Genomic DNA, 21,485 nt, shown 5'->3' with positions numbered 1-21,485 from the left:
AAAATGAAAAAGCCACCCGAAGGTGGCTTTTCAATACAAGTGGGTCAGGCGCTATCAGTAAGCCTTGCCGGTCTTGTAGAAGTTCTCGAAGCAGAAGTTGGTCGCGTCAATGTAGCCTTCAGCGCCACCACAGTCGAAACGCTTGCCTTTGAACTTGTAGGCAATGACGCAACCGTCCTGCGCTTGCTTCATCAGGGCGTCAGTGATCTGGATCTCGCCACCCTTGCCTGGCTCGGTCTGTTCGATCAGGCTGAAAATGTCCGGTGTCATGATGTAACGGCCGATGATCGCCAGGTTCGAAGGTGCATCTTCAGGTTTTGGCTTCTCGACCATGTTGCGTACACGGTACAGGTCGTCACCAATCAGGTCGCCTGCAATCACACCGTATTTGCTGGTTTCCTGCGGATCTACTTCCATGATCGCGACGATGGTGCATCGATACTGCTTGTACAGCTTGACCATCTGCTTGAGCACGCCGTCACCTTCGAGGTTGACGCACAAGTCATCCGCCAGTACCACGGCGAACGGTTCGTCGCCGATCAGCGGACGACCGGTCAGGATGGCATGGCCCAGGCCTTTCATTTCGGTCTGGCGAGTGTAGGAGAAGGAGCACTCATCCAGCAGACGACGGATACCGACCAGGTATTTCTCTTTGTCGGTGCCCTTGATCTGGTTTTCCAGCTCGTAGCTGATGTCGAAGTGGTCTTCCAGGGCACGCTTGCCGCGACCGGTGACGATGGAAATTTCGGTCAAGCCGGCATCCAGAGCTTCTTCGACGCCGTACTGGATCAGTGGCTTGTTTACCACCGGCAGCATTTCTTTAGGCATGGCTTTAGTCGCTGGCAGGAAGCGAGTACCGTAACCGGCTGCTGGGAACAAGCATTTCTTGATCATATAAGTCCTTGAAAGGGCTGTGTGTACGAGTTTCGGCGCAGTCTAATCAGGCGGCGTGCACCTTACAATGCCCCGCACTGGCTAACCGATGCCATCATAGAGAAATATTCTGGCGGATAGTTCCGCAAATAGCCGAGCAGCCATTCTGCAGCCTCAATAGATAGCAGAGATCAGCGTACATTCAAACGAGATTGCGAACGCACCACCATACGCCCATCGGCACTCTCCCAGTGCATTTGGCGCTATCATGGCGCAATTGAACCAGCCAACGAGGCAGATAGATGTCGGAAGCAAAAAGCATCAACGGGTTCCTGATCATTCAGGCGAAAGACGGCCAATGGTGGATAAACAACTTCGGCGGCGGCGAGAATATCGCCGGGCCATTCCCTACCGAAGCGCTCGCGATTGAAGTGGCATCCGTATTGCAACTTGAACACCCAACCGTCAAACGCCGTGGTAAAGACAAGACTTGATCTGAACCGGTTTTTGACCAGGCCCTGCTTCGCGCAGGGCTTTTTTGTGATTGCCGGTACGAAAGTGGCCCTTCGCTATAACCTTTTGACGCCAGCGCTGTCACAGGCTTAGCCCACCCTTCTGACGACGATAACGACATGAATAGATTTTTGCCGCTGATTGCTGTGTTGACCCTGAGTGGCTGCGCCACCTCGGAAACCACGTATCTGAAGGACGGTAAGCAGGGACTGGCCATCGACTGCTCCGGCGAAGCCAACTCCTGGGCCACGTGCTACGAAAAAGCCGATACCTCCTGCGCTGGCACCGGCTACCGGATTGTCGGCACCGACGGCACACCGTCAACCAAGGAAAGCGACAAGACCCTGGGTGTCGACGTCGGCAATTTCAAGAACCGGAGCGTGGTTGTGGTGTGCAAGTAAGGCGCTGACGCTATATGTGAATTTCAGCAAATTTGATCCCGAGACCGCGCACGGTCTCGATCAAGTCGTCGAGACGACAGAAAGATTCGACTTCATCGTTATCGTCCACCAGAAAATAGCTGCGCCCAGCGCTTTTCTTGAAAAACACGATCCATTCCCCTGAATTCGCCGGATTCTGAATCACATGGGTGGCAGAGATGTGGCCCTCTGCATGGCGCTCCCGAACCTGCTCTCGCTTCATGCCCGACTCCAGAAATGACAATGCCGTCAAAGCAAAACCTTGACGGCATCAATGTTGATTGCGGCGAGTAGTCTATCAGCCGGAAATACAGGTATTGGCTGCTTTCTGCACGTCTTTTGGACGCACTGGCACATTGGACATCCGCTCATGCAGCTTGATGCTGCTACCACCGGAGCGTTCTTCAATGTCAAAGACAGCTGCCGGATCCGAGGAGAACTTCGCCGGAACAATCACGCGCATCCCGTCCTTGTGCGGCTCCACCTGTAGAGCGCCACGGCTCTCGGCCAGTTGTGTAACCAGGCACTGCGCGTACTCATGGGGCTTCTTGCCTGAGATCACGCTCATGGTCGGCAGCGTCTCGTTGATCTCCGAAACACTCGCGCAGCCACTCATGACCAACGCCACCGGCAGGACTAACACACCCCACTTCATACAAAACCTCCGATAAAGACCCTCGGACAGCGCAAATGCTGATTTTCTCCGAGGCGTACCGCTTTTATCGCTCATAGAATTCCGAATAACTGTTTTTAATTGTCAAAGCGGACCCCGACGACCCGATAATAACCTGTTCGGGCTGATAAACTGCGCCAATCGCCCATGCTATCGTTTTGATTTTGTAGAAAAAGCCCTTCTGGAGGCGCCCCATGAAATTTATCCACCAGCGCGAGCACCTCAATGAAGACGACATTGTCGTCATCCAGTGCTCCCAAACGTGCAACATCCGCTTGATGAACGACGCCAACTTCCGCAGCTTCAAAAATGGTGGTCGTCACACTTACCACGGCGGCGCATTCGACACCTTCCCGGCCCGGATCACCGCGCCGAGCACCGGTTTCTGGAACATCACCATCGACACGGTCAACCGCCGCCCGATCAGTGTTACACGTAAACCGACCCTGACTCACTCGATCAAGATCATCCGTCGCTCCAGCTCGAAACTGAGCTGAGCAACGTCCGCAGACGAAGAAAGGCAGACATGACCGTGGCTCAAACGACCAAGTACGTCATCAAATACAAACTCAACGGTGAACGCCGCTTCGAGTTTGCCCAGCTTGAAAACGGCACCGCCGAAGAAGCCAAGGCCGCGCTCGATGCCATTCATGGCCAGAGCGAGGACGTCATCAGCGAGATCAGCGTCAGCAAAGCGCTGTAATAGCCTGCGGAGCGACCACATGGATGTTGGCTCCCGCTTCTGAAATTTGACCGCAAGCGCCGGAGTGTTCGCCTCCTCCCCCCTGTTTAGACTGACTACCTCAACCTTGGGTCAAGGAGTCAGAATATGCTGGAGCAACAACTCGATGAGGATGGCTGGGCCATTATCAGATCGCTCCTCAGCGCCCCGGACTGCGACGAAATCAGCGCCTTTTATGGGGAGCCCGAACGCTTTCGTTCTCAGGTGATAATGGCTCGTCACGGGTTTGGTCGGGGCGAGTACAAGTACTTCAAATACCCTCTACCGGATCCCGTCGCCCGATTGCGCAGCGAGCTCTACCCCGGCCTGGTACCGATTGCCAATCGCTGGCACGAATGCATGGGGCTGCCGACGCGTTTCCCTGCATCGCATGAAGCTTTTTTGCAACGCTGCCATGCCGCCGGTCAGGAGCGCCCCACGCCCTTGTTGCTGCAATATGGCCCGCAGGACTACAACTGCCTGCATCAGGACCTGTACGGCGAACACGTTTTCCCGTTGCAAGTGGCGATTCTTCTGTCAGAACCGAATGAAGACTTTACCGGCGGCGAGTTCGTGCTGACCGAACAGCGCCCCCGAATGCAATCACGCCCTCAAGTCATTGACCTGAGAAAAGGCGATGCCGTGATCTTTGCCGTCAGCCAGCGGCCGGTCAAAGGTGTTCGCGGGTATTACCGAGTGAACATGCGCCACGGCGTGAGTCGCCTGCACAGCGGAAAACGGCATACCCTTGGAATCATCTTTCACGATGCGTTATGAGTCATGAGCCCAATTACCCTGGATTTGTTTGCTGACACCGAACCCGAGCAACCGCCCAAGCGCTTGCAGATCGGTGAACAATCCTGCGTCCTGCGCGGCTTCGCCCTGCCCTGGCTGGACCCGTTGCTGATCGCCCTGGAGGCAATCCTGGCAGCCGCGCCGTTTCGGCAGATGGTCACGCCCGGCGGCTTTACCATGTCAGTGGCCTTGAGCAGTTGCGGCACCTGGGGCTGGACCACCGACCGAAGCGGCTATCAATACACGCGCGACGACCCACAGACCGGAAACCCCTGGCCCGAGATGCCTGAGGTGTTTTTCGAACTGGCCCAAGCAGCGGCACGTGAAGCGGGATTTGCAGCGTTTGTTCCCGATTCCTGCCTGATCAACCGCTATGTTCCGGGGGCCAAAATGTCATTGCACCAGGACAAAGACGAAAACTCCTACGCAGCACCCATCGTGTCAGTGTCGCTGGGGTTGCCGGCGACCTTCCTCTTCGGAGGCTTCGAACGAGGCGATAAAAGCCAGCGCGTGCCGCTATTCCATGGCGACATCGTAGTCTGGGGTGGCGTGGACCGCTTGCGCTATCACGGCGTACTGCCGATCAAGGACGGGCATCATCCGAGGCTGGGCGAACAACGGATCAACTTCACGTTTCGCACTGCACGATGATGCGCTCGAATTTGACCGCAAGACCCGGAGTGCTGCGCCTCTTCTGTCTGATTAATCTGAATGAAACAGGTCAATGGAAATACCGACATGACAACTCATTCGACTAAAACAGTGACTGAAATCGATCCTCGCTGGGCCGCGGTCGTCGCCCGCGATCCTGCCGCGGACGGGCAATTTGTCTATGCCGTAAAAACCACCGGCATCTACTGCCGCCCCAGCAGCCTCGCACGTTTGCCAAAACCGCAGAATGTGGAGTTTTTCGACACGCCGGAGCAAGCGCAGGCGGCAGGCTATCGTCCGAGCAAACGAGCCGTTAAAGATCAAAGTGATGTCGCCGCTCAACACGCGGCCACGGTGGCCGCAGCCTGCCGGCACATCGAGTCTGCCGAAAATCTGCCTGCGCTCAATGAACTGGCCGACGCAGCGGGCCTGAGCAGTTTCCACTTCCATCGAGTGTTCAAAGCCGTCACCGGGCTGACACCCAAGGGCTACGCCACGGCCCATCGCTCGCGCAAGGTGCGCGAACGCCTGGCTGATGGGGGGACCGTCACCGACGCTCTGTATGAGGCCGGTTTCAACTCCAACAGTCGATTCTATGAAGCAGCCGATCACCTGTTAGGCATGAAGCCTGGAGACTACCGCGCTGCCGGACAGAACAACGACATCCGGTTTGCCGTCGGCCAGTGCTCCCTGGGGGCGATTCTGGTTGCTCAAAGTGAACGCGGCGTTTGCGCGATTTTGCTCGGGGACGACCCGCACCAGTTGGTCTGCGATCTGCAAGACAAGTTTCGCCGCGCGAACCTGATCGGTGCCGACCATGATTTCGAGCAATTGATCGCCAAGGTTGTAGGGTTTATTGAAACCCCGGCCATCGGCCTCGACTTGCCGCTAGACGTACGCGGCACGGCGTTCCAGGAACGTGTCTGGCAAGCCCTGCGTGAGATTCCCGCCGGCCGTACCGCCAGCTATGCCGACATCGCCCAACGCATCGGTTCGCCGAAGGCGGTGCGCGCCGTGGCCCAGGCATGTGGCGCGAACAGCCTGGCGGTGGCAATCCCTTGCCATCGCGTGGTACGCAGCGATGGCAACCTGTCGGGTTATCGCTGGGGGGTTGAGCGCAAGCGTCAGTTGCTGGAACGCGAGACGCGCTGATCAGCGATTCACATCGACCACCACCCGCCCGCGCAATTGCCCGGCAAGCAAGCGCGGTGCGGCATCGATGGCTTCACTCAAGCCGATTTCATGGCTGATCAGCGGCAACAACGAGAAGTCCAGGTCCTTGGCCAGTCGATTCCAGGCCAACACGCGTCTGGCCTTTGGCTGGGTCACGCTGTTGATCCCGGCCAAGGTCACACCGCGCAAAATGAACGGGGCGACAGAGGCCGGGAAGTCCATGCCTTGTGCCAGGCCACAGGCCGTTACCGTGCCATTCGCCTTCGTACTGGCACAGGCATTGGCCAATGTGTGGCTGCCGACCGAGTCGATGACCGCCGCCCAACGCTCTTTGGCCAGTGGTTTGCCGGGTTCGGACAACGTAGCGCGGTCGATGATTTCACTCGCACCCAGCTGTTTGAGGTAGTCGTGCTCGGACGTGCGCCCGGTGGATGCGACGACGCGATAGCCCAGCTTGCTCAGCAGCGCGATGGCGAAACTGCCGACACCGCCGTTGGCCCCGGTCACCAGCACTTCGCCTTGCTCGGGCGTCACGCCGTTATGCTCCAGCGCCAGGATGCTCAGCATGGCCGTGTAGCCTGCGGTGCCGATCGCCATGGCCTGAGCGGTGGTAAATTCCTTTGGCAACGGGATCAGCCAGTCACCGTTCAGACGTGCTTTCTGTGCCAGCCCGCCCCAATGCCCTTCGCCTACACCCCAGCCATTGAGTACGACTTGATCACCGACCTTGTAGTCCGGGTGATCACTGATTTCGACAGTACCTGCCAGATCAATCCCCGGCACCATCGGAAACTTTCGCACCACCGGACTGCTGCCGGTAATTGCCAATCCATCCTTGAAGTTCAGCGTGCTGTACGCCACGCGTACCGTTACATCGCCCTCGGGCAGTTGATCGTCATTGATCTCTTGCAGTGTGGCCCGGTAGCCGCTGTCGTCTTTGTCGATCAAAATGCCTTTGAACATCACTGCCTCTCAATGGAGTCAATCAGGTGGACCCTTGAAATACCACAAAGAAACATCTCGCCGTACAAGACTTTAAGCTAAAGCGTCTAAGTGCCGAGCGTTTCCAAGCGGTGCGACTATGCTGTTTTTCGCGGTACTGAAATACCCGAAAAGCTGTCTCGTCAATGGAGCTGACAATGCCTCACCCCCGCTTCCGTATCGTTCTGCTGATGCTCTGCCTGTTGTTTTTTACCTCGGTGCAGGCCGCACCGACGACCCATTCCGGGGCCCCTGCCAACGAGGCACCGTCGGCGCCGACCTGGCCTCAAGTTCTGACCAGCGGGGATACCAGGCTAACCGTTTACCAGCCACAGCTCGACAGTTGGGACGGTTACACCTTGCAGGCGCGGGCAGCGGTCGAGGCCACCGGCGCCGATGGAAAATCCACCTACGCAATTGTGCAATTCAGCGCCCATACACTGGTCGACAAAGCCACCCGCTGGGTTGCGCTCGATCAATACACCCTCATCAAAGCCGATTTTCCATCCAGCGCTGCGCAATCTGACACTTGGGTCGCGGCTCTGCAAAAAGACGCGACCGATCGCAAGAAAACCATTTCCCTCGATCAACTGGAAGCCGCTGTGGGGGTGCTTGCCGCCGAGAAAAAGTCCAGTGGCGAACCTATCGAGAACGCGCCGCCGGCAATCATCACCTCTGATGTACCGGCGATCCTGGTGTACATCGACGGGGAACCGGCTTATCGCCCGGTAGACGGCACTTCGCTGGAGCGGGTCATCAACACCCGCCCGCTGCTGCTCAAGGATGCTCAAGGCAAACACTACCTGCATGTATTTGATGGCTGGATGATCGCGGATCAGTTGGGCGGCCAATACACGCCGGTGCCATCGCCCTCGGCCGAACTGGAAACAGCCAGGAAAGCTGCGATCCAGAGCCGTCAGGTCGACCTGCTGACCGGTCAGAGTGATCCAAAGGACAAGATACCGACCCTGGCCAAGCCACCGATCCCGCAGATCCATATCGCCACCGCGCCGACCGAGCTGATCGTCACCGACGGTGCGCCCCAGTGGCAACCGATTCAAGGCACCCAACTGCTTTATGTCACCAACACTACCGGACACCTCTTCAAGGAAATCGGTGACCAGGACAGTTATGTGCTGATCTCCGGACGCTGGTTCAAGGCAACTGACATGAAGGGGCCATGGACCTTCGTCCCCGCCGACAAACTGCCCACCGACTTCGCCAACATTCCCGATGACAGCGCCAAGGAGAACGTGAAGGCCTCCGTCGCCGGCACGCCACAGGCCAAGGAAGCCGCCATTGCGGCCACCATCCCGCAAACCTCGGCGATCAACAAAAGCGCGGTCAAAATGAGTACGCCGCAGTTCGACGGAGAACCGCAACTCCAGGCCATCAGCGGCACGCCGCTGCAATACGTGGTGAACACAGCAACGCCAATCATCATGGTCAACGCCAACAGCTGGTATGCGGTCGAGAACGGCATCTGGTTCAACGCCAGCTCGGTTCAAGGCCCATGGCTGGTCGCCACTTCCGTGCCGTCGGTGATCTACTCGATTCCACCGAACTCACCGATGCACTACATCACTTACGTCAAAGTCTACGAGGCCAATGGCGACACCGTGGTGGTGGGTTATACGCCGGGGTATCAGGGCACCACAATTGATCCGGACAGCGGCGTGGTGGTTTATGGCACGGGTTATCCCTATACACCGTGGGTGGGCAGCGTCTGGTACGGGCCACCCGTAACCTACGGATTTGGCGTCGCCATGCGCTACACCCCTTGGACCGGCTGGACATTCGGCTTTGGTTTCGGCTGGAGTTGGGGTGGCAGCACCGTGGCCATGGGTTGGGGTTGGGGCGCCTATCCCTGGTGGGGAAATTACGGCTGGGGGTATGCCTGGGGCCCTCACCTTTATCCGGCGCCATTGCCTTGGGCCGGCGGCGCCTATGGCTATCACGGTGGCGCTGTTGCCTGGGGCCCCGGTGGCTGGGCCGGTACAACTGGCAACATCTACCGCCAATGGGGTGATCGAGCGTCAGTCAGTCGATACGGTGCCGGCTACAACGCCTGGACCGGCAATCGCTGGGCGGGTGAGGTTGGCTCTTCCTACAACTCACGGACCGGTGTCGCGGCAGCCGGTCAACGCGGCGCGGTGCACAACGTCTACACCGGCAATTATGCGGCGGGGCGCAGTGGCGTTGCTGTAGGGCCTGATGGCGGCGCGATCGCGGGGCAGCATGTAACAGTCGGCAATGCTCGTTACGGGACGCAGGTCGATGCCAACCGTGGTGCCGTTTACAACCCCAACACCGGAAATACCACCCAGTACGGCAGCATCAGCGGACGTAACTCAGGCGTAGGTCATGTCGGTGACAGCGTCTACGCCGGGCATGATGGCAACGTCTACAGAAAAACCGATGATGGCTGGCAGTCGATGGTCAGGGGCGGCGAAACTCGAGTCAACCCGGTGAACACCACGCAAATGCAAAGCCTGGATCGGGAGTCTGCCGCCCGCGACTTCGGCAACCAACGTTTTAACAACTACCACAGCTCCTCTCAGTTCATGAGTCATTCGTTTGGGGGCGGCGGTGGCCTGCATCGACGTTAAGCGCTGTTTTCCAGCCAGCCGGCCAAAAGTCGGCTGGCCCTGCGCCAGTCATTGCTGGTAAAAACCTGTTCTACCGTCCCTGCCCTGTTTTGATGTCGGAGAATCATTCCAATGAGCCAATGGCCAGACACCCGCATTCTTGACCTGCTTGGTATCGACGTGCCAATCATCCAGGCCCCCATGGCCGGCGCCAATGGATCGGCAATGGTCATCGCTGCGAGTAACGCCGGCGGTCTGGGCTCGATGCCTGCGGCCATGCTGAGCATCGAGCAACTGCGCGAGGAGCTGAAGACGATTCGCCAACACTGCCAGCGCCCATTCAACATCAACTATTTCTGCCATCAACCTCCGGCGCCTGATGAGCAGCGCGCCCGGGACTGGAAGCAACTGCTGGAACCTTACTACCGGGAGCTGGGCGTCGATTTCGAAGCACCGACGCCCGTTTCAAATCGAGCGCCGTTCGATGCCGCCGCCTGTGAGTTGGTCGAAGAGTTTCGCCCTGAAGTCGTGAGCTTTCACTTCGGCCTCCCGGAAAAATCCTTGCTGGATCGGGTAAAAGCCACCGGCGCGAAAATACTTTCCTCAGCCACTACCGTCGAAGAAGCTGTCTGGCTGGAACAGCATGGCTGCGACGCCATCATCGCCATGGGTTACGAGGCCGGTGGTCATCGCGGGATGTTCCTCAGCGAGGATCTGAGCAGCCAGGTGGGGACGTTCGCCTTGGTGCCTCAGATCGTTGATGCCGTGAAAGTACCGGTGATTGCTGCCGGCGGGATCAGTGATGCGCGAGGCGTTGCGGCCGCCTTCATGCTGGGCGCTTCGGCGGTACAGGTGGGCACTGCTTACTTGTTCACGCCAGAAGCCAAGGTCAGCAAGTCTCACTACACAGCGTTGCGCACGGCAAAAGAAAGCGAGACTGCCGTCACCAACATTTTCACGGGGCGCCCCGCCCGCGGAATTCTCAACCGGGTGATGCGCGAACTCGGGCCGATCAGCGATAAAGCGCCGACCTTCCCGCTCGCCGGTGGCGCGCTGATGCCGTTGCGAGCCAAGGACGAGGCAGACTTCAGCAACCTGTGGGCTGGCCAGGCGTTCCGATTGAGCGCTGAAATGACGACAGCAGAATTGACCCGACGCCTGGCAGAAGAAGCATTGGCCAAGCTGGCACGTCGATAATCCCAGCCCTGTAGCCGCCGCCAAAGGTTGCGGCAGCGGCACAGGTTTCTGCGACAAACCAACACGTTCCGTTTAAAGGCATTTCGCTATATATTCTTTTATATAGCGATTACCCCCATTGCTGCACTCGCCTACCACGGAGCCATTTGATGACCAGTCGTGCCTCACGTTTTGCCCCTTCCTGCCTCGCCAGCCTGATCGCAGTCTTTGCTTTCGGCTCCGCCCACGCGGACGAAGTCCAGGTCGCCGTTGCTGCCAACTTTACTGCCCCGATCCAGGCCATCGCTGCCGATTTCGAGAAAGACACCGGGCACAAACTGGTCGCCGCGTACGGTGCAACTGGCCAGTTCTACACCCAGATCAAGAATGGCGCGCCGTTCGAAGTGTTCCTCTCGGCAGATGACACCACACCGCAAAAACTCGAAACCGAAGGCGACACGGTCAAGGGTTCCCGCTTCACTTACGCCATTGGCACCCTGGCGTTGTGGTCGGCCAAAGATGGCTACGTCGATGCCAAGGGCGACGTGCTGAAAAAGAACGAATACGCACACCTGTCCATCGCCAACCCCAAAGCCGCGCCTTACGGCCTGGCCGCCACTCAAGTACTGGCCAAGCTGGGCCTGACCGACAAGGTCAAGGACAAGATCGTTGAAGGCCAGAACATCACCCAGGCTTATCAGTTCGTTTCCACCGGCAACGCCGAACTTGGCTTTGTAGCCTTGTCGCAGATCTACAAAGACGGCAAAGTCACCAGCGGTTCGGCGTGGATCGTACCCGCCGACATGCATGACCCGATCAAACAAGACGCGGTGATCCTCAACAAAGGCAAGGACAACCCGGCTGCCAAGGCGCTGGTTGATTACCTCAAGGGGCCGAAAGCTGCCGCTGTCATCAAATCCTACGGTTACCAACTCTAAATGACGCTGACGAGTGCCGACTTCGCCGCCATCTGGCTGACCCTCAAACTGGCGTCCCTGACGACAGCCATTCTGCTAGTCATCGGCACTCCGATTGCGTTATGGCTGTCGCGCACCCGCTCCTGGTTTCGCGGCCCGGTCGGGGCGATCGTCGCCCTGCCCCTGGTCCTGCCGCCCACGGTGATTGGTTTTTATTTGTTACTGGTGCTAGGGCCTCACGGCGTTGTTGGCCAGTTCACTCAATCGCTGGGGCTCGGCACCCTGACATTCAGTTTTGCGGGGCTGGTCGTCGGCTCGGTGCTTTATTCAATGCCGTTCGTGATTCAGCCGCTGCAAAACGCGTTCTCCGCCATCGGCACTCGTCCGCTGGAAGTCGCCGCAACCTTACGTGCCAATCCGTGGGACACCTTCTTCAGCGTGATCCTGCCGCTGGCGCGACCCGGTTTTATCACCGCGGCGATTCTCGGATTCGCCCACACCGTCGGCGAGTTCGGCGTGGTGCTGATGATCGGCGGCAACATTCCGGACAAGACCCGCGTGGTTTCAGTGCAAATCTACGATCACGTTGAAGCCATGGAATACACCCAGGCCCATTGGCTGGCCGGGGCGATGCTGGTGTTCTCCTTTGCAGTATTGCTGGCGCTGTACTCCAGCCGTAAAACCAAAGCGGGCTGGAGCTGATCGATGATCGATATGCGTCTGAAACTCAGCTATTCGGGGTTCGCCCTGGACGTGGACTTGCAAATGCCCGGCCGTGGAGTGACGGCACTTTACGGACACTCGGGCTCGGGAAAGACCACTTGCCTGCGCTGTATCGCGGGCCTGGAGCGAGCCCAACAGGGTTTCATCCGGGTCAACGATGAGGTCTGGCAGGACAGCGAAAAGAAGATTTTTGTCCCGCCGCATAAGCGCGCGCTGGGTTATGTCTTCCAGGAAGCCAGCCTGTTTTCGCATCTGTCGGTGTTGGCGAATCTGGAATTTGGCCTCAAGCGCATCCCGAAACAACAGCGTCGGGTCGACATGGGTCATGCCACGGAACTGCTGGGAATCGGCCATCTGTTGGAGCGTCACCCGCAGCACCTTTCCGGTGGCGAACGGCAGCGAGTCGGCATCGCCCGTGCGCTGCTCACCAGCCCGCAACTGTTGCTGATGGACGAACCGCTGGCAGCGCTCGACAGTCAGCGAAAAAACGAAATCCTGCCGTACCTGCAACGCCTGCACGATGAACTGGAAATCCCGGTGCTGTACGTCAGTCACTCGCAGGATGAGGTGGCCCGACTGGCGGACCATATCGTCCTGCTCAGTGAGGGCAAGGCACTGGCCAGCGGCCCCATCGGCGAAACCCTCGCGCGCCTCGATCTGCCAATGGCGTTGGGCGACGACGCGGGTGTGGTGATCGAGGGGCACGTGAGCGCGTATGACGCCCACTATCAGTTGTTGACCTTGCAGTTGCCTGATACCGACCTGGGCATTCGCGTAGCCCATGCACCTATGCCGCTTGGCCAGGCACTGCGTTGCAAAGTTCAAGCGCGCGATGTCAGCCTGAGCCTGCGTGGCATCGAGCAAAGCAGCATCCTCAATCGCTTGCCGGTAACAGTCATCAGTGAAGTCGGTGCCGATAATGCCGCCCACGTGCTGATCCGCCTGAACGCTGCGGGCACGCCTTTGCTGTCACGCATCACCCGCTATTCTCGCGACCAGTTGGGGGTGCATCCCGGACAGCAGCTCTGGGCACAAATCAAAGCGGTGGCTGTCCTGGCTTGAATCCGCTGGCACGACGGCGAATGGGTGCGGTCAATGGCTGTATTGCCCCCCTGATTTGTCGTCGAGGATGACGCGCCATGGCCGATACCGCGCTGCCAGATGTATTGCCACCCGACCTGCACTATGTCGATGACACGCAGCCCGGAATCACCCGCAAACTATTGCGTGGAAAATTCAGCTACTTCGACCCTTCCGCTCAACGCATTACAGACCCGGACGAAATCAAACGCCTCAATGCCCTTGCCGTGCCGCCGGCGTATACGGAGGTGTGGATTTGCGCCGACCCACGCGGCCATCTGCAAGCCACCGGTCGCGACGCTCGCGGTCGCAAGCAATACCGCTACCACCCGCGCTGGCGTGAAGTGCGTGATGCCGATAAATACTCGCGCCTGCGGGACTTTGGCCGGGCGTTGCCAACCTTGCGTAAACAGCTCGAAACGTTGCTGGCGGCGCCCGGCTTCAGCCGAGACAAAGTCATGGCCACTGTCATCACCTTGCTCGATGCGACATTGATCCGGGTCGGAAACACGCAATACGCCCGGGACAATCGCTCCTATGGCCTGACCACCCTGCGCAGCCGTCACGTTGAAGTCAACGGCAGTGCGATCCGGTTCCAGTTTCGCGGCAAGAGCGGTGTCGAGCACCAGATCACAGTGAAAGACCGGCGCCTGGCACGCATCATCAAGCGCTGTCAGGACATTCCCGGGCAAAACCTGTTTCAGTATCTGGATGAAAACGGCGAGCGGCACACCATCAGTTCCGCCGACGTCAACGCCTACCTGCAAACCCTCACGGGCGCCGATTTCACTGCCAAGGACTACCGCACCTGGGCGGGCAGTGTGCTGGCGTTGTCCGTGTTGCGCGACATGCCGTGGGAACCGGAGTCGGAAGCGAAACGGCAAGTCGTGGAGATGGTCAAAAACGTCGCCAGGCAACTGGGCAACACGCCTGCGGTGTGCCGAAAATGCTATATCCATCCGGCAGTGTTCGACGCCTTTTGGCTAGGAGCCTTGGCTGAACTGCCCCGACCCAGGTTGCGTAAAGGGCTCAGGCCAGAGGAAGTCGGGCTGGCAATGTTCCTTGAGCGAATGATCGCCACTGCTGAAGCGACGAACTGACCTGTCTATTTTTTGCACGATCACAAAGAACTTCTATAGTTGATCTGAACAAGAATTAGCTACGGTGACGCCATGGAAGACATTTTCGTTGTGAAGCGATGCAACAAGATCATCATTCATGGTCGCCGAGCCGGAGAAGCGGGTCACCCGCCACCCGACGCTGCCGTCTGGTATCGCATCGCCGACACTCGCACCCAGGGTTTCATCGGCGATGGCTACGATTCTGAAGCGGATGCCAGAAAAGAATGCCAACGGCTCAATGCCACGTCGCAACTGATGGTCCGTCAAGGTTGATGACCATTCACCCGTCTGCTGCGGGACTATACTGAGAAATAGCTGAAGGATCAGTGACCCCATCGGCAGACAGCTCGCACCCAGCGGGCTTTTTGCTGCCAATTGCCAGGTTCTTCAACGGAGGTGTTTGCCATGTCCGAAAAAGAGTCCATCACCACCCTCCTCACCCTGCTTGACTCCCGCCAGGCTCGCCTTGCTGCCGCGTGCAAGGAAATTGCCGACTGGGTCGATCATCAAGGAGGGCACCCTACAGCCCTCAGAATTCGTGACCGGCTGAACGACATCGAAAAAGACACGCCTCTGATTCGAAACACGCTGTCGTCGTTGAAACCTGTCGACCCGCCCCTCCCACGGTTCAGATGATTCGATCCGGACACGCGACGCGAGAACAGGGCCTGTTTCAGGGCACATGAACGGCGACCTCATCGTCACCGTGTTCGCCCCTGCCTGAGTATCTGCCGCTCCCCCAACCCGGCCTTGCGCTGGGCTTTTTTTGCTCGCAACACAGCGATCGAACGCTGTCGTTCGCCAGGGGTCAAACCATCACACGTCGCGAAGGAGACGTACCATGGTCACCCACTTCAAAGTCAGCGGGCATCTGGCCTGCGGTCACAAGGGCAGCAACCTCACTTCCACCCAGGAATTGAATCGGGTGAAATGCCGAAGCTGCCGAAACACCGATGCGTACAAGGAAGCGCGCAAGGCCCAGCGCAATGCAGCACGCCGTGCCGCACGCAAGACCAAAGCCACTCACACCGCCAATGATTGGCGTGCCGCCTGGGTCGAACGGCTCTCCGCCATGGCCGGGTTGCAAAGACTGCCTCGTGGTTTTGCCGGCCAACCTTTTGTTTAACAGGCTCAGTTGACAGCAGGGTCGACTTCGCTCGACCCGGTGCTGCCCAAAGCATCGCTTGCGGGTGCCATGATTTCCGCGAGCGACATGCGTTTGAACGCATCCACCAGTCGCCGCCCCTCTTCAGGTTCGCAGGTGATGGCCAACCGCATGGTCGCTTCACCCAGTTGCCAGATTAAAAAAGCGGCATCCGCAACGCGCTGCACATCACTGCCTGGAAATACCCGCAGCATCGCATCGGTCAGTAGCCGGCCCGCCACACGACTCTCTTCCAACTCCAGCGCCACCAATTGCTTGTCGGCCTGCATCCCCGACCAGATATCACGCATCGCGGGCTCTGCCTGAACAATGTCGAAGTATTGATCGAGCAGGTTCGCATAGGCCTCGCGCAACCCTGCCGCGTCCTGAACCGCTGCCAGTGCGGCTTCGATACACCGGCGACTCTCGGCGTTATAGCGCTCGGCCAGTGTGCGGATCACCGAGCTCTTGTCTGGAAAATACTGATAAAGCGACCCGATCGATATCTCCGAGCGCTCGGCAATTTCACTCATCTTTAACGAATCGCTGCCCTTGGTCGCGATCAGCTGCGTTGCCACGGCAAGGATTCGCTCCAGCCGCTCGCGACTACGTTGTTGCGTGGGATTACGTCGCGCTGGCTCTGAAATGGTTTTCTCGAGCCCGGTGGTGGCTTTCTTCGGCACTGGCGTGATTCTCGATTAATAAGGTGACAAGCGCTCACCTTAGCACCGCCTATCCACACACCCAAGAAGATGGCCATACGTCGGTTTCCGTTCTGACGTTGGTTGACGGCAGAACATGAGCATCTATCATCTTTTTAACGTGAGTATTACTCACATTAAATCGACAGAGATGAATGCGATGAACACCACCCAAAAAACCATCTTCATTCTCGGTGGCACGGGGAAAACAGGCCGGCGAATCCTCCAGCAATTGCAATCGGCTGGACGCCCGGTGCGCTCGGGTTCTCGTGGTGCAAATCCGCCCTTTGACTGGGAGGATCGAATCACCTGGGATGCGGCGCTTGATGGCGTTGATGCCGTTTACATCTCCTTTCAGCCGGACCTCGCCGTTCCTGGCGCCGTCGAAACGGTCCAGGCGTTTACCGACCTGGCCGTCAAACGTGGCGTGAGCAAACTGGTGCTGTTGTCCGGGCGCGGAGAAGCCGAAGCTGAACAAGCCGAACGCGTCATACAAAACAGCGGTGTCGACTGGACGATCTTGAGAGCCAGCTGGTTCTTCCAGAACTTCAGCGAAGCGCATTTTCTGGAGCCCATTCTTCAGGGCGAACTCGCCCTACCCGTCGGCAATATCGCGGAGCCCTTTGTCGACGTGGAGGATATTGCCGAGATTGCTGTCCAGGCGCTGACCGAACCTGGACACTCACGCCAGCTTTATGAGCTGACGGGCCCACAGGCGCTGACGTTCGCCGAGGCGGTCAATCAAATCGCTCAAGCGACCGGTCGCGATATCCGCTTCCTCGCCGTGCCGCCGCAAGCCTATAAAGAGGCCTTGGAACAGGAGCAATTTCCCGCCGGGTTAATCGACCTGGTGCTGTACCTCTTCACCACCGTGCTCGACGGGCGCAATACCCCCCTTGCCGATGGCGTCCAGCGCGCACTGGGCCGTCCGGCACGCGACTTTACCGATTATGTTCGGCGCACTGCAGCGACGGGTGTCTGGGCGAATGAAGGATGAGCAACACATTCGCTGCGCACTCAAAATGAGGTCAATACCTGTTCGGTCATGCCGACCTTGACGACACAGCTCGCAACACCCGGACACAAATGCGCAATCAGCACCTTGACCGAAGTCAAAACTTCACCTGCTCACCGTAGGCAAAATTGTTCGCGGCCGGAATAGCACATCGGCTGTTAACCCGCGCCGCGACAATACGAGAGCACCTGTTAGTCGTACACCGGTAGATCAACCTGAACAGATGAGCCTATGAAAGACTCCATTCGCTACGCCGACTACATGCATATGATCGGAGCCGGTCGCCGCGAAATCCCCATGCGTGAACTGGTGTCCGCCCCCGTTCGCGATGCCGATGGCCGCTGGCAGGCCGCGCCCCACAAAACGGCGAAATTACGAGCTGGCGAGATCGCCGCCATCCTCAAGCCTTATCTCAATGTCCGGCTGATGGAGCAGGTTCGCGCCGTGGTGCCCTTGGCCCTGTACCTGGTGCTGTTTCAGATCATCATCTTGCGCCAGTTGGTGGAGGATTCGCTGCTTGTCACGGGCGGCTTGTTCGCCGTGATCGTCGGGCTGATGTTGTTTATGGAAGGGCTGAAACTCGGCCTGATGCCTTTCGGCGAAATAATCGGCAGCAACCTTCCGCGCAAGTTATCCCTGCCTGTGGTGTTGCTGGTTACCCTGCTGCTGGGTATCGGGGTGACTTTCGCCGAACCCGCTATCGGCGCGCTGCGCGCCGCTGGGCAGAACGTTTCTGCGCAGCGCGCCCCCTACCTCTGGGCGATACTCAACCAATGGACCAGCGAACTGGTCCTGGTTGTGGGGGCCAGCGTCGGTCTGGCCGCTGTAACCGGTACGCTGCGCTTCCTCTACGGCTGGAGCTTGAAGCCGTTGATCTATTTATCGCTGGCGCCCGTGCTGTTGCTGACGGTGTACATGTCTAGTGACCCTGAGCTTGCGAAAGTTATCGGCTTGGCTTGGGATGCTGGCGCGGTCACCACCGGGCCGGTCACTGTACCGCTGGTGCTGGCGCTGGGCATCGGCATCGCGGCTGCCGCCGGCAAGGGCGGTTCCGGGCTGTCCGGGTTCGGTATTGTCACCTTGGCTTCGCTGTTTCCCGTCATCGGGGTAATGCTGCTGGGCCTGTACGTGGCGGCTATCTCCTCGCCGGCGGAAATCGTCGCCGCCGCGCAAGCCGCTACCGAGGCCGGACAACTGGCGGCACCCTGGCACGAAGTCAGCCCCGGACTGGAGATTGTTTCGGGACTGCGGGCCATCGTGCCTTTGGTGATATTCCTGATGGTTGTGCTGAAACTGCTGTTGCGCCAGAACCTGCCGCGGCGCGGCGAGATCCTTCTCGGTATCGCACTCACCGTGGTGGGCATGTGCGTGTTCAATCTCGGGTTGACCTACGGTCTGTCGAAGCTGGGAGGAAGCGCGGGGTCGCTGATTCCGGCGGCCTTCATGCAGACACCCGGCGCGGACAACTCCCCGCTCTATATCTATCAAGTGGGACTGGTGCTGGCCTTGGCGTTCGCCTGGGTGCTCGGGTACGGGGCAACCGTCGCCGAGCCTGCGCTGAATGCGCTCGGCGTCACCGCCGAAACCCTTACCAACGGTTTTATCCGCAAGCGCAGCCTGATACGTGCTGTATCGATAGGCGTCGCCTGCGGTATTGCCGTAGGTGTGGCCAAACTGGTGTTCGGCCTGCCACTGGTCTGGCTGGTGGTGCCGCCCTATTTAATCGCTGTGGTACTGACGGTTTTTTCGACCGAAGAGTTCGTCAATGTGGCCTGGGATAGCGCCGGTGTCACCACGGGGCCCATCACCGTGCCGCTCGTTCTGGCCATGGGGCTGGGGCTGGGCAATGCCACTAACGCAGTCGAGGGTTTCGGCATTCTTTGTATGGCATCCGTCGGTCCTGTCATCAGCGTCATGCTGCTCGGACAGTGGGCCCGTTTCCAGCTGTGGAGACAGACAAAGGCCGCCACACAACAGCCTGCAAATCAATTATTGAACACCGGAGAAGCGGGATGAAAGCTGAAGGGATTACCTACCTGACTGACGTTGCACTGATCACCTGCATTGTCCCCGTCGGGCGTGCCGACCTGGTGATCCGTGCGGCGCAGGGCATGGGCGCACCAGGCGCCATTGTCTACCACGCCCACGGTCTTGGCCCCCGTGAGCGGCACGGCCTGCTCAGCATCGCCATCGATGCGGAGAAAGAAGTGGTCAGTCTGCTGGTCGCGGCCGACTATCAAGACGCAGTACTCGAGGCCATCTACCACGCGGCCAACCTGGATGTTCCCGGTGCGGGCATGATCTATGCGACACCCGTGGAAAAAGTCGCCACCTACATTCCCCGCGAAATGCTGGAACAAGGGAGTGCCTCATGAGCGTGGCGGTTGCGGGTATTCCGGGCGGCGCGGCAAAACTCATTACCTGCGTGTTGCCCGACGATGGTACGGAACGCAGGCTGCTACTGCTGTTGCAAGAGGCGCATGGCATTACGCGCGCGGACAGCGTGAGTTGCCGCGGCGTGGCCGTACTGCAGGCCGCCAAAGCCCCCCGCAACGAGGTGCCGGAGGCGGTTCTCTCCCGGGTGGTCAACGTGGTGGTGGATGAAGCCCAGGCCGAGACGGTGTTCGACTTCATTTGCACACACGCCGGGATGACCGAGCCGGGCAGAGGCTCGGTGTACATGATTGCGTTAAATTTCGCGACGCCACTGGTGATGCCTACGGACGCAACGCAATAACGCAGCGCGAAGGTTGAGGACTCTTAGGTCAGGTCGCTTAGTACCGATAGGTAGCCTGCACTGAAACTCCATTCGCACTGTTGTCGTAGTTGGCACTGTATTCAGGTTGAACACCGGAGTTGTTCGGTTGCTTTACGGAAACTTTGGAATCCCAGAGATAACCATAAGCAAAGTCTATCGTCAGATCGGAATTCGGTGAGTAAGCACCCCCCAAAGTCACGGCTTGGCGATTCCCAACCGGAATGCGCACGCTGCGATCGGCATTTCTGATTGGCGACGGGTCATAGGCGTAGCCTGCGCGCAACAGCCATTGTTGGTTCAATTGATAGGAGGCGCCAACTGCGGTGCTCCACGTGTCGCGCCAGTTCATCTCTTCGATCACACTTCCCAGGCCGGCCGCCTGCCCCACGGGGGAAAGACCGCTGTTGATTGCCTCGACCTTCTGGATCCGGCTCCAACGTTTCCAAGTGGTCCCCAGATAGCCCGTCCAGCGACTATTGAAATGATGGGTGATAGACGTGTCCACGGATTCGGGCATAGTGAGGTCAATCTTGTTGTCATACTTTCCGTCCAGAGGGATCACGCTCGGGGAGCCAGAAACCTCAGTATGCCCTTCGAGTTCATAGTCCACCTTCGAGTGATAGTTGATCCCCCAACGGGTTGCCTCAGTAAAGTCAACCAAGATGCCTACGTTGTAGCCGAGTGCTGTGTCATCGCCTTTGATGGTGACCAGTGTGTCCTCGCCGTTGTTCAGAGCGCCGGTGGCCAGGTAGTTTTGAAGCTTTGCATTGAAGTGGTTTATGGTCGGTCCGCCACCAATGGACACGTAATCATTGATCCGCCAGGCAATGGTGGGCTGAAGGGTAATCTCCTTTGTCGTGCTATAGGAACCATGGTAGCGGCCTTGAAAAGTGCTCTCGTAATCATTGATCAGACCACTCGGAGCATAGAGACCCAGGCCAATCGAAAAACGATCGTCAAGTGGCGTCGACATATAAGCGAAGGGCACAACTCCCAACGGCACGGAGTCCCCTTTATTCGTTCCTGTGGCACTGCTCTGTGCATCACTGATGTCGTCGCTCACCGAAACGACCGCCGCACCACCGGAAATCTCAGTGCGCTTCAACTTGGTCAAACCTGCGGGATTTCCATAGATGGTGCTGGCGTCCAGCGCGGAAGATGACCTTCCCGCATAAGCAGTTCCCGCACTGCTTGCACTTTGTTCGTTTAAGGCAATGCCATTGGCGCTGGCAATAGTGGAGGCACTGAGTAGTGCGATGGCGCTGCTGAATTTAATCCAGACAGCACACTTACGCTGAGCAGAGAGACACGGGATCACGCGGCTATTCAGTTTCATTTTCCACCTCTTGTTTATTGTTTTTGTTGATTGCATGCAGGCAAGGCTTCGCCGTCCTGTGCACTTCTCAGTGCCGGCTGGAGTTGATCGATGGTGTGTAAAACACCCCGACTGAACAGCGCCAGGG

Annotated in this window: 26 protein-coding genes; 20 read left to right on the top strand and 6 right to left on the bottom strand. The window is 58.5% G+C overall.

Going from position 1 to position 21,485, the window contains the following annotated elements; all coding sequences use genetic code 11:
* Positions 1-54 precede the first annotated feature (54 nt).
* A complete protein-coding gene (gene galU / locus C7534_RS01830; RefSeq protein ID WP_046027377.1) occupies positions 55-894 on the bottom strand; it encodes a UTP--glucose-1-phosphate uridylyltransferase GalU in 840 nt (279 codons plus the stop codon).
* 281 nt (positions 895-1,175) lie between these two features.
* Between galU and C7534_RS01825 the strand changes: the two genes are divergently transcribed.
* Both C7534_RS01825 and C7534_RS01820 read left to right on the top strand, forming a co-directional pair.
* On the top strand, positions 1,176-1,367 hold the full coding sequence (locus C7534_RS01825; RefSeq protein ID WP_109784756.1) for a hypothetical protein: 192 nt from the start codon (positions 1,176-1,178) through the stop codon (positions 1,365-1,367).
* A gap of 138 nt (positions 1,368-1,505) precedes the next feature.
* Complete coding sequence (locus C7534_RS01820) at positions 1,506-1,787, top strand: hypothetical protein (RefSeq protein WP_109784755.1); 282 nt, start codon at positions 1,506-1,508, stop codon at positions 1,785-1,787.
* A gap of 10 nt (positions 1,788-1,797) precedes the next feature.
* Here C7534_RS01820 and C7534_RS01815 read toward each other — a convergent pair whose 3' ends face one another.
* Positions 1,798-2,028, bottom strand: a complete 231-nt coding sequence (locus C7534_RS01815; RefSeq protein ID WP_046027380.1) for a hypothetical protein — start codon at positions 2,026-2,028, stop codon at positions 1,798-1,800.
* A 75-nt stretch (positions 2,029-2,103) separates the two neighbouring features.
* Entirely contained in the window at positions 2,104-2,460 is a 357-nt protein-coding gene (locus tag C7534_RS01810) for a hypothetical protein (RefSeq protein ID WP_109784754.1), read from the bottom strand.
* 212 nt (positions 2,461-2,672) lie between these two features.
* Between C7534_RS01810 and C7534_RS01805 the strand changes: the two genes are divergently transcribed.
* From C7534_RS01805 to ada, 5 genes are all read left to right on the top strand, one after another.
* Positions 2,673-2,975: a DUF1883 domain-containing protein gene (locus tag C7534_RS01805; protein WP_008065357.1), complete on the top strand. Its 303-nt coding sequence runs from the start codon at positions 2,673-2,675 to the stop codon at positions 2,973-2,975.
* Between the two features lie 29 nt (positions 2,976-3,004).
* Positions 3,005-3,181 carry a hypothetical protein gene (locus C7534_RS32485; protein WP_158283912.1) on the top strand — a complete coding sequence of 59 codons (177 nt, stop codon included), beginning with the start codon at positions 3,005-3,007 and terminating at the stop codon, positions 3,179-3,181.
* A gap of 126 nt (positions 3,182-3,307) precedes the next feature.
* The gene (locus tag C7534_RS01800; protein WP_109784753.1) at positions 3,308-3,976 is read left to right on the top strand and encodes a 2OG-Fe(II) oxygenase; all 669 of its coding nucleotides are present in this window, start codon (positions 3,308-3,310) and stop codon (positions 3,974-3,976) included.
* A 3-nt stretch (positions 3,977-3,979) separates the two neighbouring features.
* On the top strand, positions 3,980-4,645 hold the full coding sequence (gene alkB / locus C7534_RS01795) for a DNA oxidative demethylase AlkB (protein ID WP_109784752.1): 666 nt from the start codon (positions 3,980-3,982) through the stop codon (positions 4,643-4,645).
* Positions 4,646-4,732: 87 nt separating this feature from the next.
* Positions 4,733-5,797: a bifunctional DNA-binding transcriptional regulator/O6-methylguanine-DNA methyltransferase Ada gene (ada, locus tag C7534_RS01790; RefSeq protein ID WP_109784751.1), complete on the top strand. Its 1,065-nt coding sequence runs from the start codon at positions 4,733-4,735 to the stop codon at positions 5,795-5,797.
* On the opposite strand, the gene acuI is transcribed toward ada, so the two are convergent.
* On the bottom strand, positions 5,798-6,781 hold the full coding sequence (acuI, locus tag C7534_RS01785; protein ID WP_109784750.1) for an acrylyl-CoA reductase (NADPH): 984 nt from the start codon (positions 6,779-6,781) through the stop codon (positions 5,798-5,800).
* Between the two features lie 176 nt (positions 6,782-6,957).
* On the opposite strand from acuI, the gene C7534_RS01780 reads away from it, so the two are divergent.
* From C7534_RS01780 to C7534_RS01740, 9 genes are all read left to right on the top strand, one after another.
* Complete coding sequence (locus C7534_RS01780) at positions 6,958-9,408, top strand: autotransporter (RefSeq protein WP_109784749.1); 2,451 nt, start codon at positions 6,958-6,960, stop codon at positions 9,406-9,408.
* A 111-nt stretch (positions 9,409-9,519) separates the two neighbouring features.
* Positions 9,520-10,584, top strand: a complete 1,065-nt coding sequence (locus C7534_RS01775; protein WP_109784748.1) for an NAD(P)H-dependent flavin oxidoreductase — start codon at positions 9,520-9,522, stop codon at positions 10,582-10,584.
* Positions 10,585-10,733: 149 nt separating this feature from the next.
* Positions 10,734-11,501, top strand: coding sequence for a molybdate ABC transporter substrate-binding protein (gene modA, locus C7534_RS01770; RefSeq protein ID WP_109784747.1), 768 nt, complete (start codon positions 10,734-10,736; stop codon positions 11,499-11,501).
* The gene (gene modB, locus C7534_RS01765; RefSeq protein ID WP_109784746.1) at positions 11,502-12,182 is read left to right on the top strand and encodes a molybdate ABC transporter permease subunit; all 681 of its coding nucleotides are present in this window, start codon (positions 11,502-11,504) and stop codon (positions 12,180-12,182) included.
* A gap of 3 nt (positions 12,183-12,185) precedes the next feature.
* Complete coding sequence (modC, locus tag C7534_RS01760; protein ID WP_109784745.1) at positions 12,186-13,265, top strand: molybdenum ABC transporter ATP-binding protein; 1,080 nt, start codon at positions 12,186-12,188, stop codon at positions 13,263-13,265.
* Between the two features lie 77 nt (positions 13,266-13,342).
* Complete coding sequence (locus C7534_RS01755) at positions 13,343-14,383, top strand: DNA topoisomerase IB (RefSeq protein WP_109784744.1); 1,041 nt, start codon at positions 13,343-13,345, stop codon at positions 14,381-14,383.
* A 72-nt stretch (positions 14,384-14,455) separates the two neighbouring features.
* Entirely contained in the window at positions 14,456-14,677 is a 222-nt protein-coding gene (locus C7534_RS01750) for a hypothetical protein (RefSeq protein ID WP_046027392.1), read from the top strand.
* A 132-nt stretch (positions 14,678-14,809) separates the two neighbouring features.
* A complete protein-coding gene (locus C7534_RS01745) occupies positions 14,810-15,040 on the top strand; it encodes a hypothetical protein (protein ID WP_007946177.1) in 231 nt (76 codons plus the stop codon).
* Between the two features lie 205 nt (positions 15,041-15,245).
* On the top strand, positions 15,246-15,530 hold the full coding sequence (locus tag C7534_RS01740; protein ID WP_046027393.1) for a hypothetical protein: 285 nt from the start codon (positions 15,246-15,248) through the stop codon (positions 15,528-15,530).
* Between the two features lie 5 nt (positions 15,531-15,535).
* Here the strand turns inward: C7534_RS01740 and C7534_RS01735 are convergent, their stop codons facing one another.
* Positions 15,536-16,231, bottom strand: coding sequence for a TetR/AcrR family transcriptional regulator (locus C7534_RS01735; RefSeq protein WP_109784743.1), 696 nt, complete (start codon positions 16,229-16,231; stop codon positions 15,536-15,538).
* 178 nt (positions 16,232-16,409) lie between these two features.
* On the opposite strand from C7534_RS01735, the gene C7534_RS01730 reads away from it, so the two are divergent.
* From C7534_RS01730 to C7534_RS01715, 4 genes are all read left to right on the top strand, one after another.
* A complete protein-coding gene (locus C7534_RS01730; RefSeq protein ID WP_109784742.1) occupies positions 16,410-17,246 on the top strand; it encodes an NAD(P)H-binding protein in 837 nt (278 codons plus the stop codon).
* A 249-nt stretch (positions 17,247-17,495) separates the two neighbouring features.
* Positions 17,496-19,280 (top strand): DUF1538 domain-containing protein, encoded by a 1,785-nt coding sequence (locus tag C7534_RS01725; protein WP_109784741.1) that lies wholly within the window; start codon positions 17,496-17,498, stop codon positions 19,278-19,280.
* Positions 19,277-19,639 carry a P-II family nitrogen regulator gene (locus C7534_RS01720; RefSeq protein ID WP_077430220.1) on the top strand — a complete coding sequence of 121 codons (363 nt, stop codon included), beginning with the start codon at positions 19,277-19,279 and terminating at the stop codon, positions 19,637-19,639. The genes C7534_RS01725 and C7534_RS01720 overlap by 4 nt, the downstream gene beginning before the upstream one ends.
* Complete coding sequence (locus tag C7534_RS01715) at positions 19,636-20,001, top strand: hypothetical protein (RefSeq protein WP_109784740.1); 366 nt, start codon at positions 19,636-19,638, stop codon at positions 19,999-20,001. The genes C7534_RS01720 and C7534_RS01715 overlap by 4 nt, the downstream gene beginning before the upstream one ends.
* 37 nt (positions 20,002-20,038) lie before the next feature.
* Here C7534_RS01715 and C7534_RS01710 read toward each other — a convergent pair whose 3' ends face one another.
* The gene (locus C7534_RS01710; protein WP_046027399.1) at positions 20,039-21,358 is read right to left on the bottom strand and encodes an outer membrane protein transport protein; all 1,320 of its coding nucleotides are present in this window, start codon (positions 21,356-21,358) and stop codon (positions 20,039-20,041) included.
* Positions 21,359-21,485: the final 127 nt, after the last annotated feature.

This window comes from Pseudomonas sp. OV226 (assembly GCF_003148705.1).
GTDB lineage: Bacteria > Pseudomonadota > Gammaproteobacteria > Pseudomonadales > Pseudomonadaceae > Aquipseudomonas.
This window is presented reverse-complemented; position numbering and strand designations above follow the sequence as displayed.

Bases quoted from the DNA above. Each gene is read 5' to 3' on its own strand.
- C7534_RS01725 (WP_109784741.1), top strand. From the start codon at position 17,496: ATGAAAGACTCCATTCGCTACGCCGACTACATGCATATGATCGGAGCC.
- modC (WP_109784745.1), top strand. From the start codon at position 12,186: ATGATCGATATGCGTCTGAAACTCAGCTATTCGGGGTTCGCCCTGGAC.
- C7534_RS01800 (WP_109784753.1), top strand. From the start codon at position 3,308: ATGCTGGAGCAACAACTCGATGAGGATGGCTGGGCCATTATCAGATCG.
- C7534_RS01715 (WP_109784740.1), top strand. From the start codon at position 19,636: ATGAGCGTGGCGGTTGCGGGTATTCCGGGCGGCGCGGCAAAACTCATT.
- C7534_RS01775 (WP_109784748.1), top strand. From the start codon at position 9,520: ATGAGCCAATGGCCAGACACCCGCATTCTTGACCTGCTTGGTATCGAC.
- C7534_RS01820 (WP_109784755.1), top strand. From the start codon at position 1,506: ATGAATAGATTTTTGCCGCTGATTGCTGTGTTGACCCTGAGTGGCTGC.
- C7534_RS01745 (WP_007946177.1), top strand. From the start codon at position 14,810: ATGTCCGAAAAAGAGTCCATCACCACCCTCCTCACCCTGCTTGACTCC.
- C7534_RS01810 (WP_109784754.1), bottom strand. From the start codon at position 2,460: ATGAAGTGGGGTGTGTTAGTCCTGCCGGTGGCGTTGGTCATGAGTGGC.
- galU (WP_046027377.1), bottom strand. From the start codon at position 894: ATGATCAAGAAATGCTTGTTCCCAGCAGCCGGTTACGGTACTCGCTTC.
- C7534_RS01825 (WP_109784756.1), top strand. From the start codon at position 1,176: ATGTCGGAAGCAAAAAGCATCAACGGGTTCCTGATCATTCAGGCGAAA.
- C7534_RS01815 (WP_046027380.1), bottom strand. From the start codon at position 2,028: ATGAAGCGAGAGCAGGTTCGGGAGCGCCATGCAGAGGGCCACATCTCT.
- C7534_RS32485 (WP_158283912.1), top strand. From the start codon at position 3,005: ATGACCGTGGCTCAAACGACCAAGTACGTCATCAAATACAAACTCAAC.
- C7534_RS01730 (WP_109784742.1), top strand. From the start codon at position 16,410: ATGAACACCACCCAAAAAACCATCTTCATTCTCGGTGGCACGGGGAAA.
- modB (WP_109784746.1), top strand. From the start codon at position 11,502: ATGACGCTGACGAGTGCCGACTTCGCCGCCATCTGGCTGACCCTCAAA.
- C7534_RS01740 (WP_046027393.1), top strand. From the start codon at position 15,246: ATGGTCACCCACTTCAAAGTCAGCGGGCATCTGGCCTGCGGTCACAAG.
- ada (WP_109784751.1), top strand. From the start codon at position 4,733: ATGACAACTCATTCGACTAAAACAGTGACTGAAATCGATCCTCGCTGG.
- C7534_RS01710 (WP_046027399.1), bottom strand. From the start codon at position 21,358: ATGAAACTGAATAGCCGCGTGATCCCGTGTCTCTCTGCTCAGCGTAAG.
- acuI (WP_109784750.1), bottom strand. From the start codon at position 6,781: ATGTTCAAAGGCATTTTGATCGACAAAGACGACAGCGGCTACCGGGCC.
- C7534_RS01780 (WP_109784749.1), top strand. From the start codon at position 6,958: ATGCCTCACCCCCGCTTCCGTATCGTTCTGCTGATGCTCTGCCTGTTG.
- C7534_RS01755 (WP_109784744.1), top strand. From the start codon at position 13,343: ATGGCCGATACCGCGCTGCCAGATGTATTGCCACCCGACCTGCACTAT.
- C7534_RS01805 (WP_008065357.1), top strand. From the start codon at position 2,673: ATGAAATTTATCCACCAGCGCGAGCACCTCAATGAAGACGACATTGTC.
- alkB (WP_109784752.1), top strand. From the start codon at position 3,980: ATGAGCCCAATTACCCTGGATTTGTTTGCTGACACCGAACCCGAGCAA.
- modA (WP_109784747.1), top strand. From the start codon at position 10,734: ATGACCAGTCGTGCCTCACGTTTTGCCCCTTCCTGCCTCGCCAGCCTG.
- C7534_RS01720 (WP_077430220.1), top strand. From the start codon at position 19,277: ATGAAAGCTGAAGGGATTACCTACCTGACTGACGTTGCACTGATCACC.
- C7534_RS01750 (WP_046027392.1), top strand. From the start codon at position 14,456: ATGGAAGACATTTTCGTTGTGAAGCGATGCAACAAGATCATCATTCAT.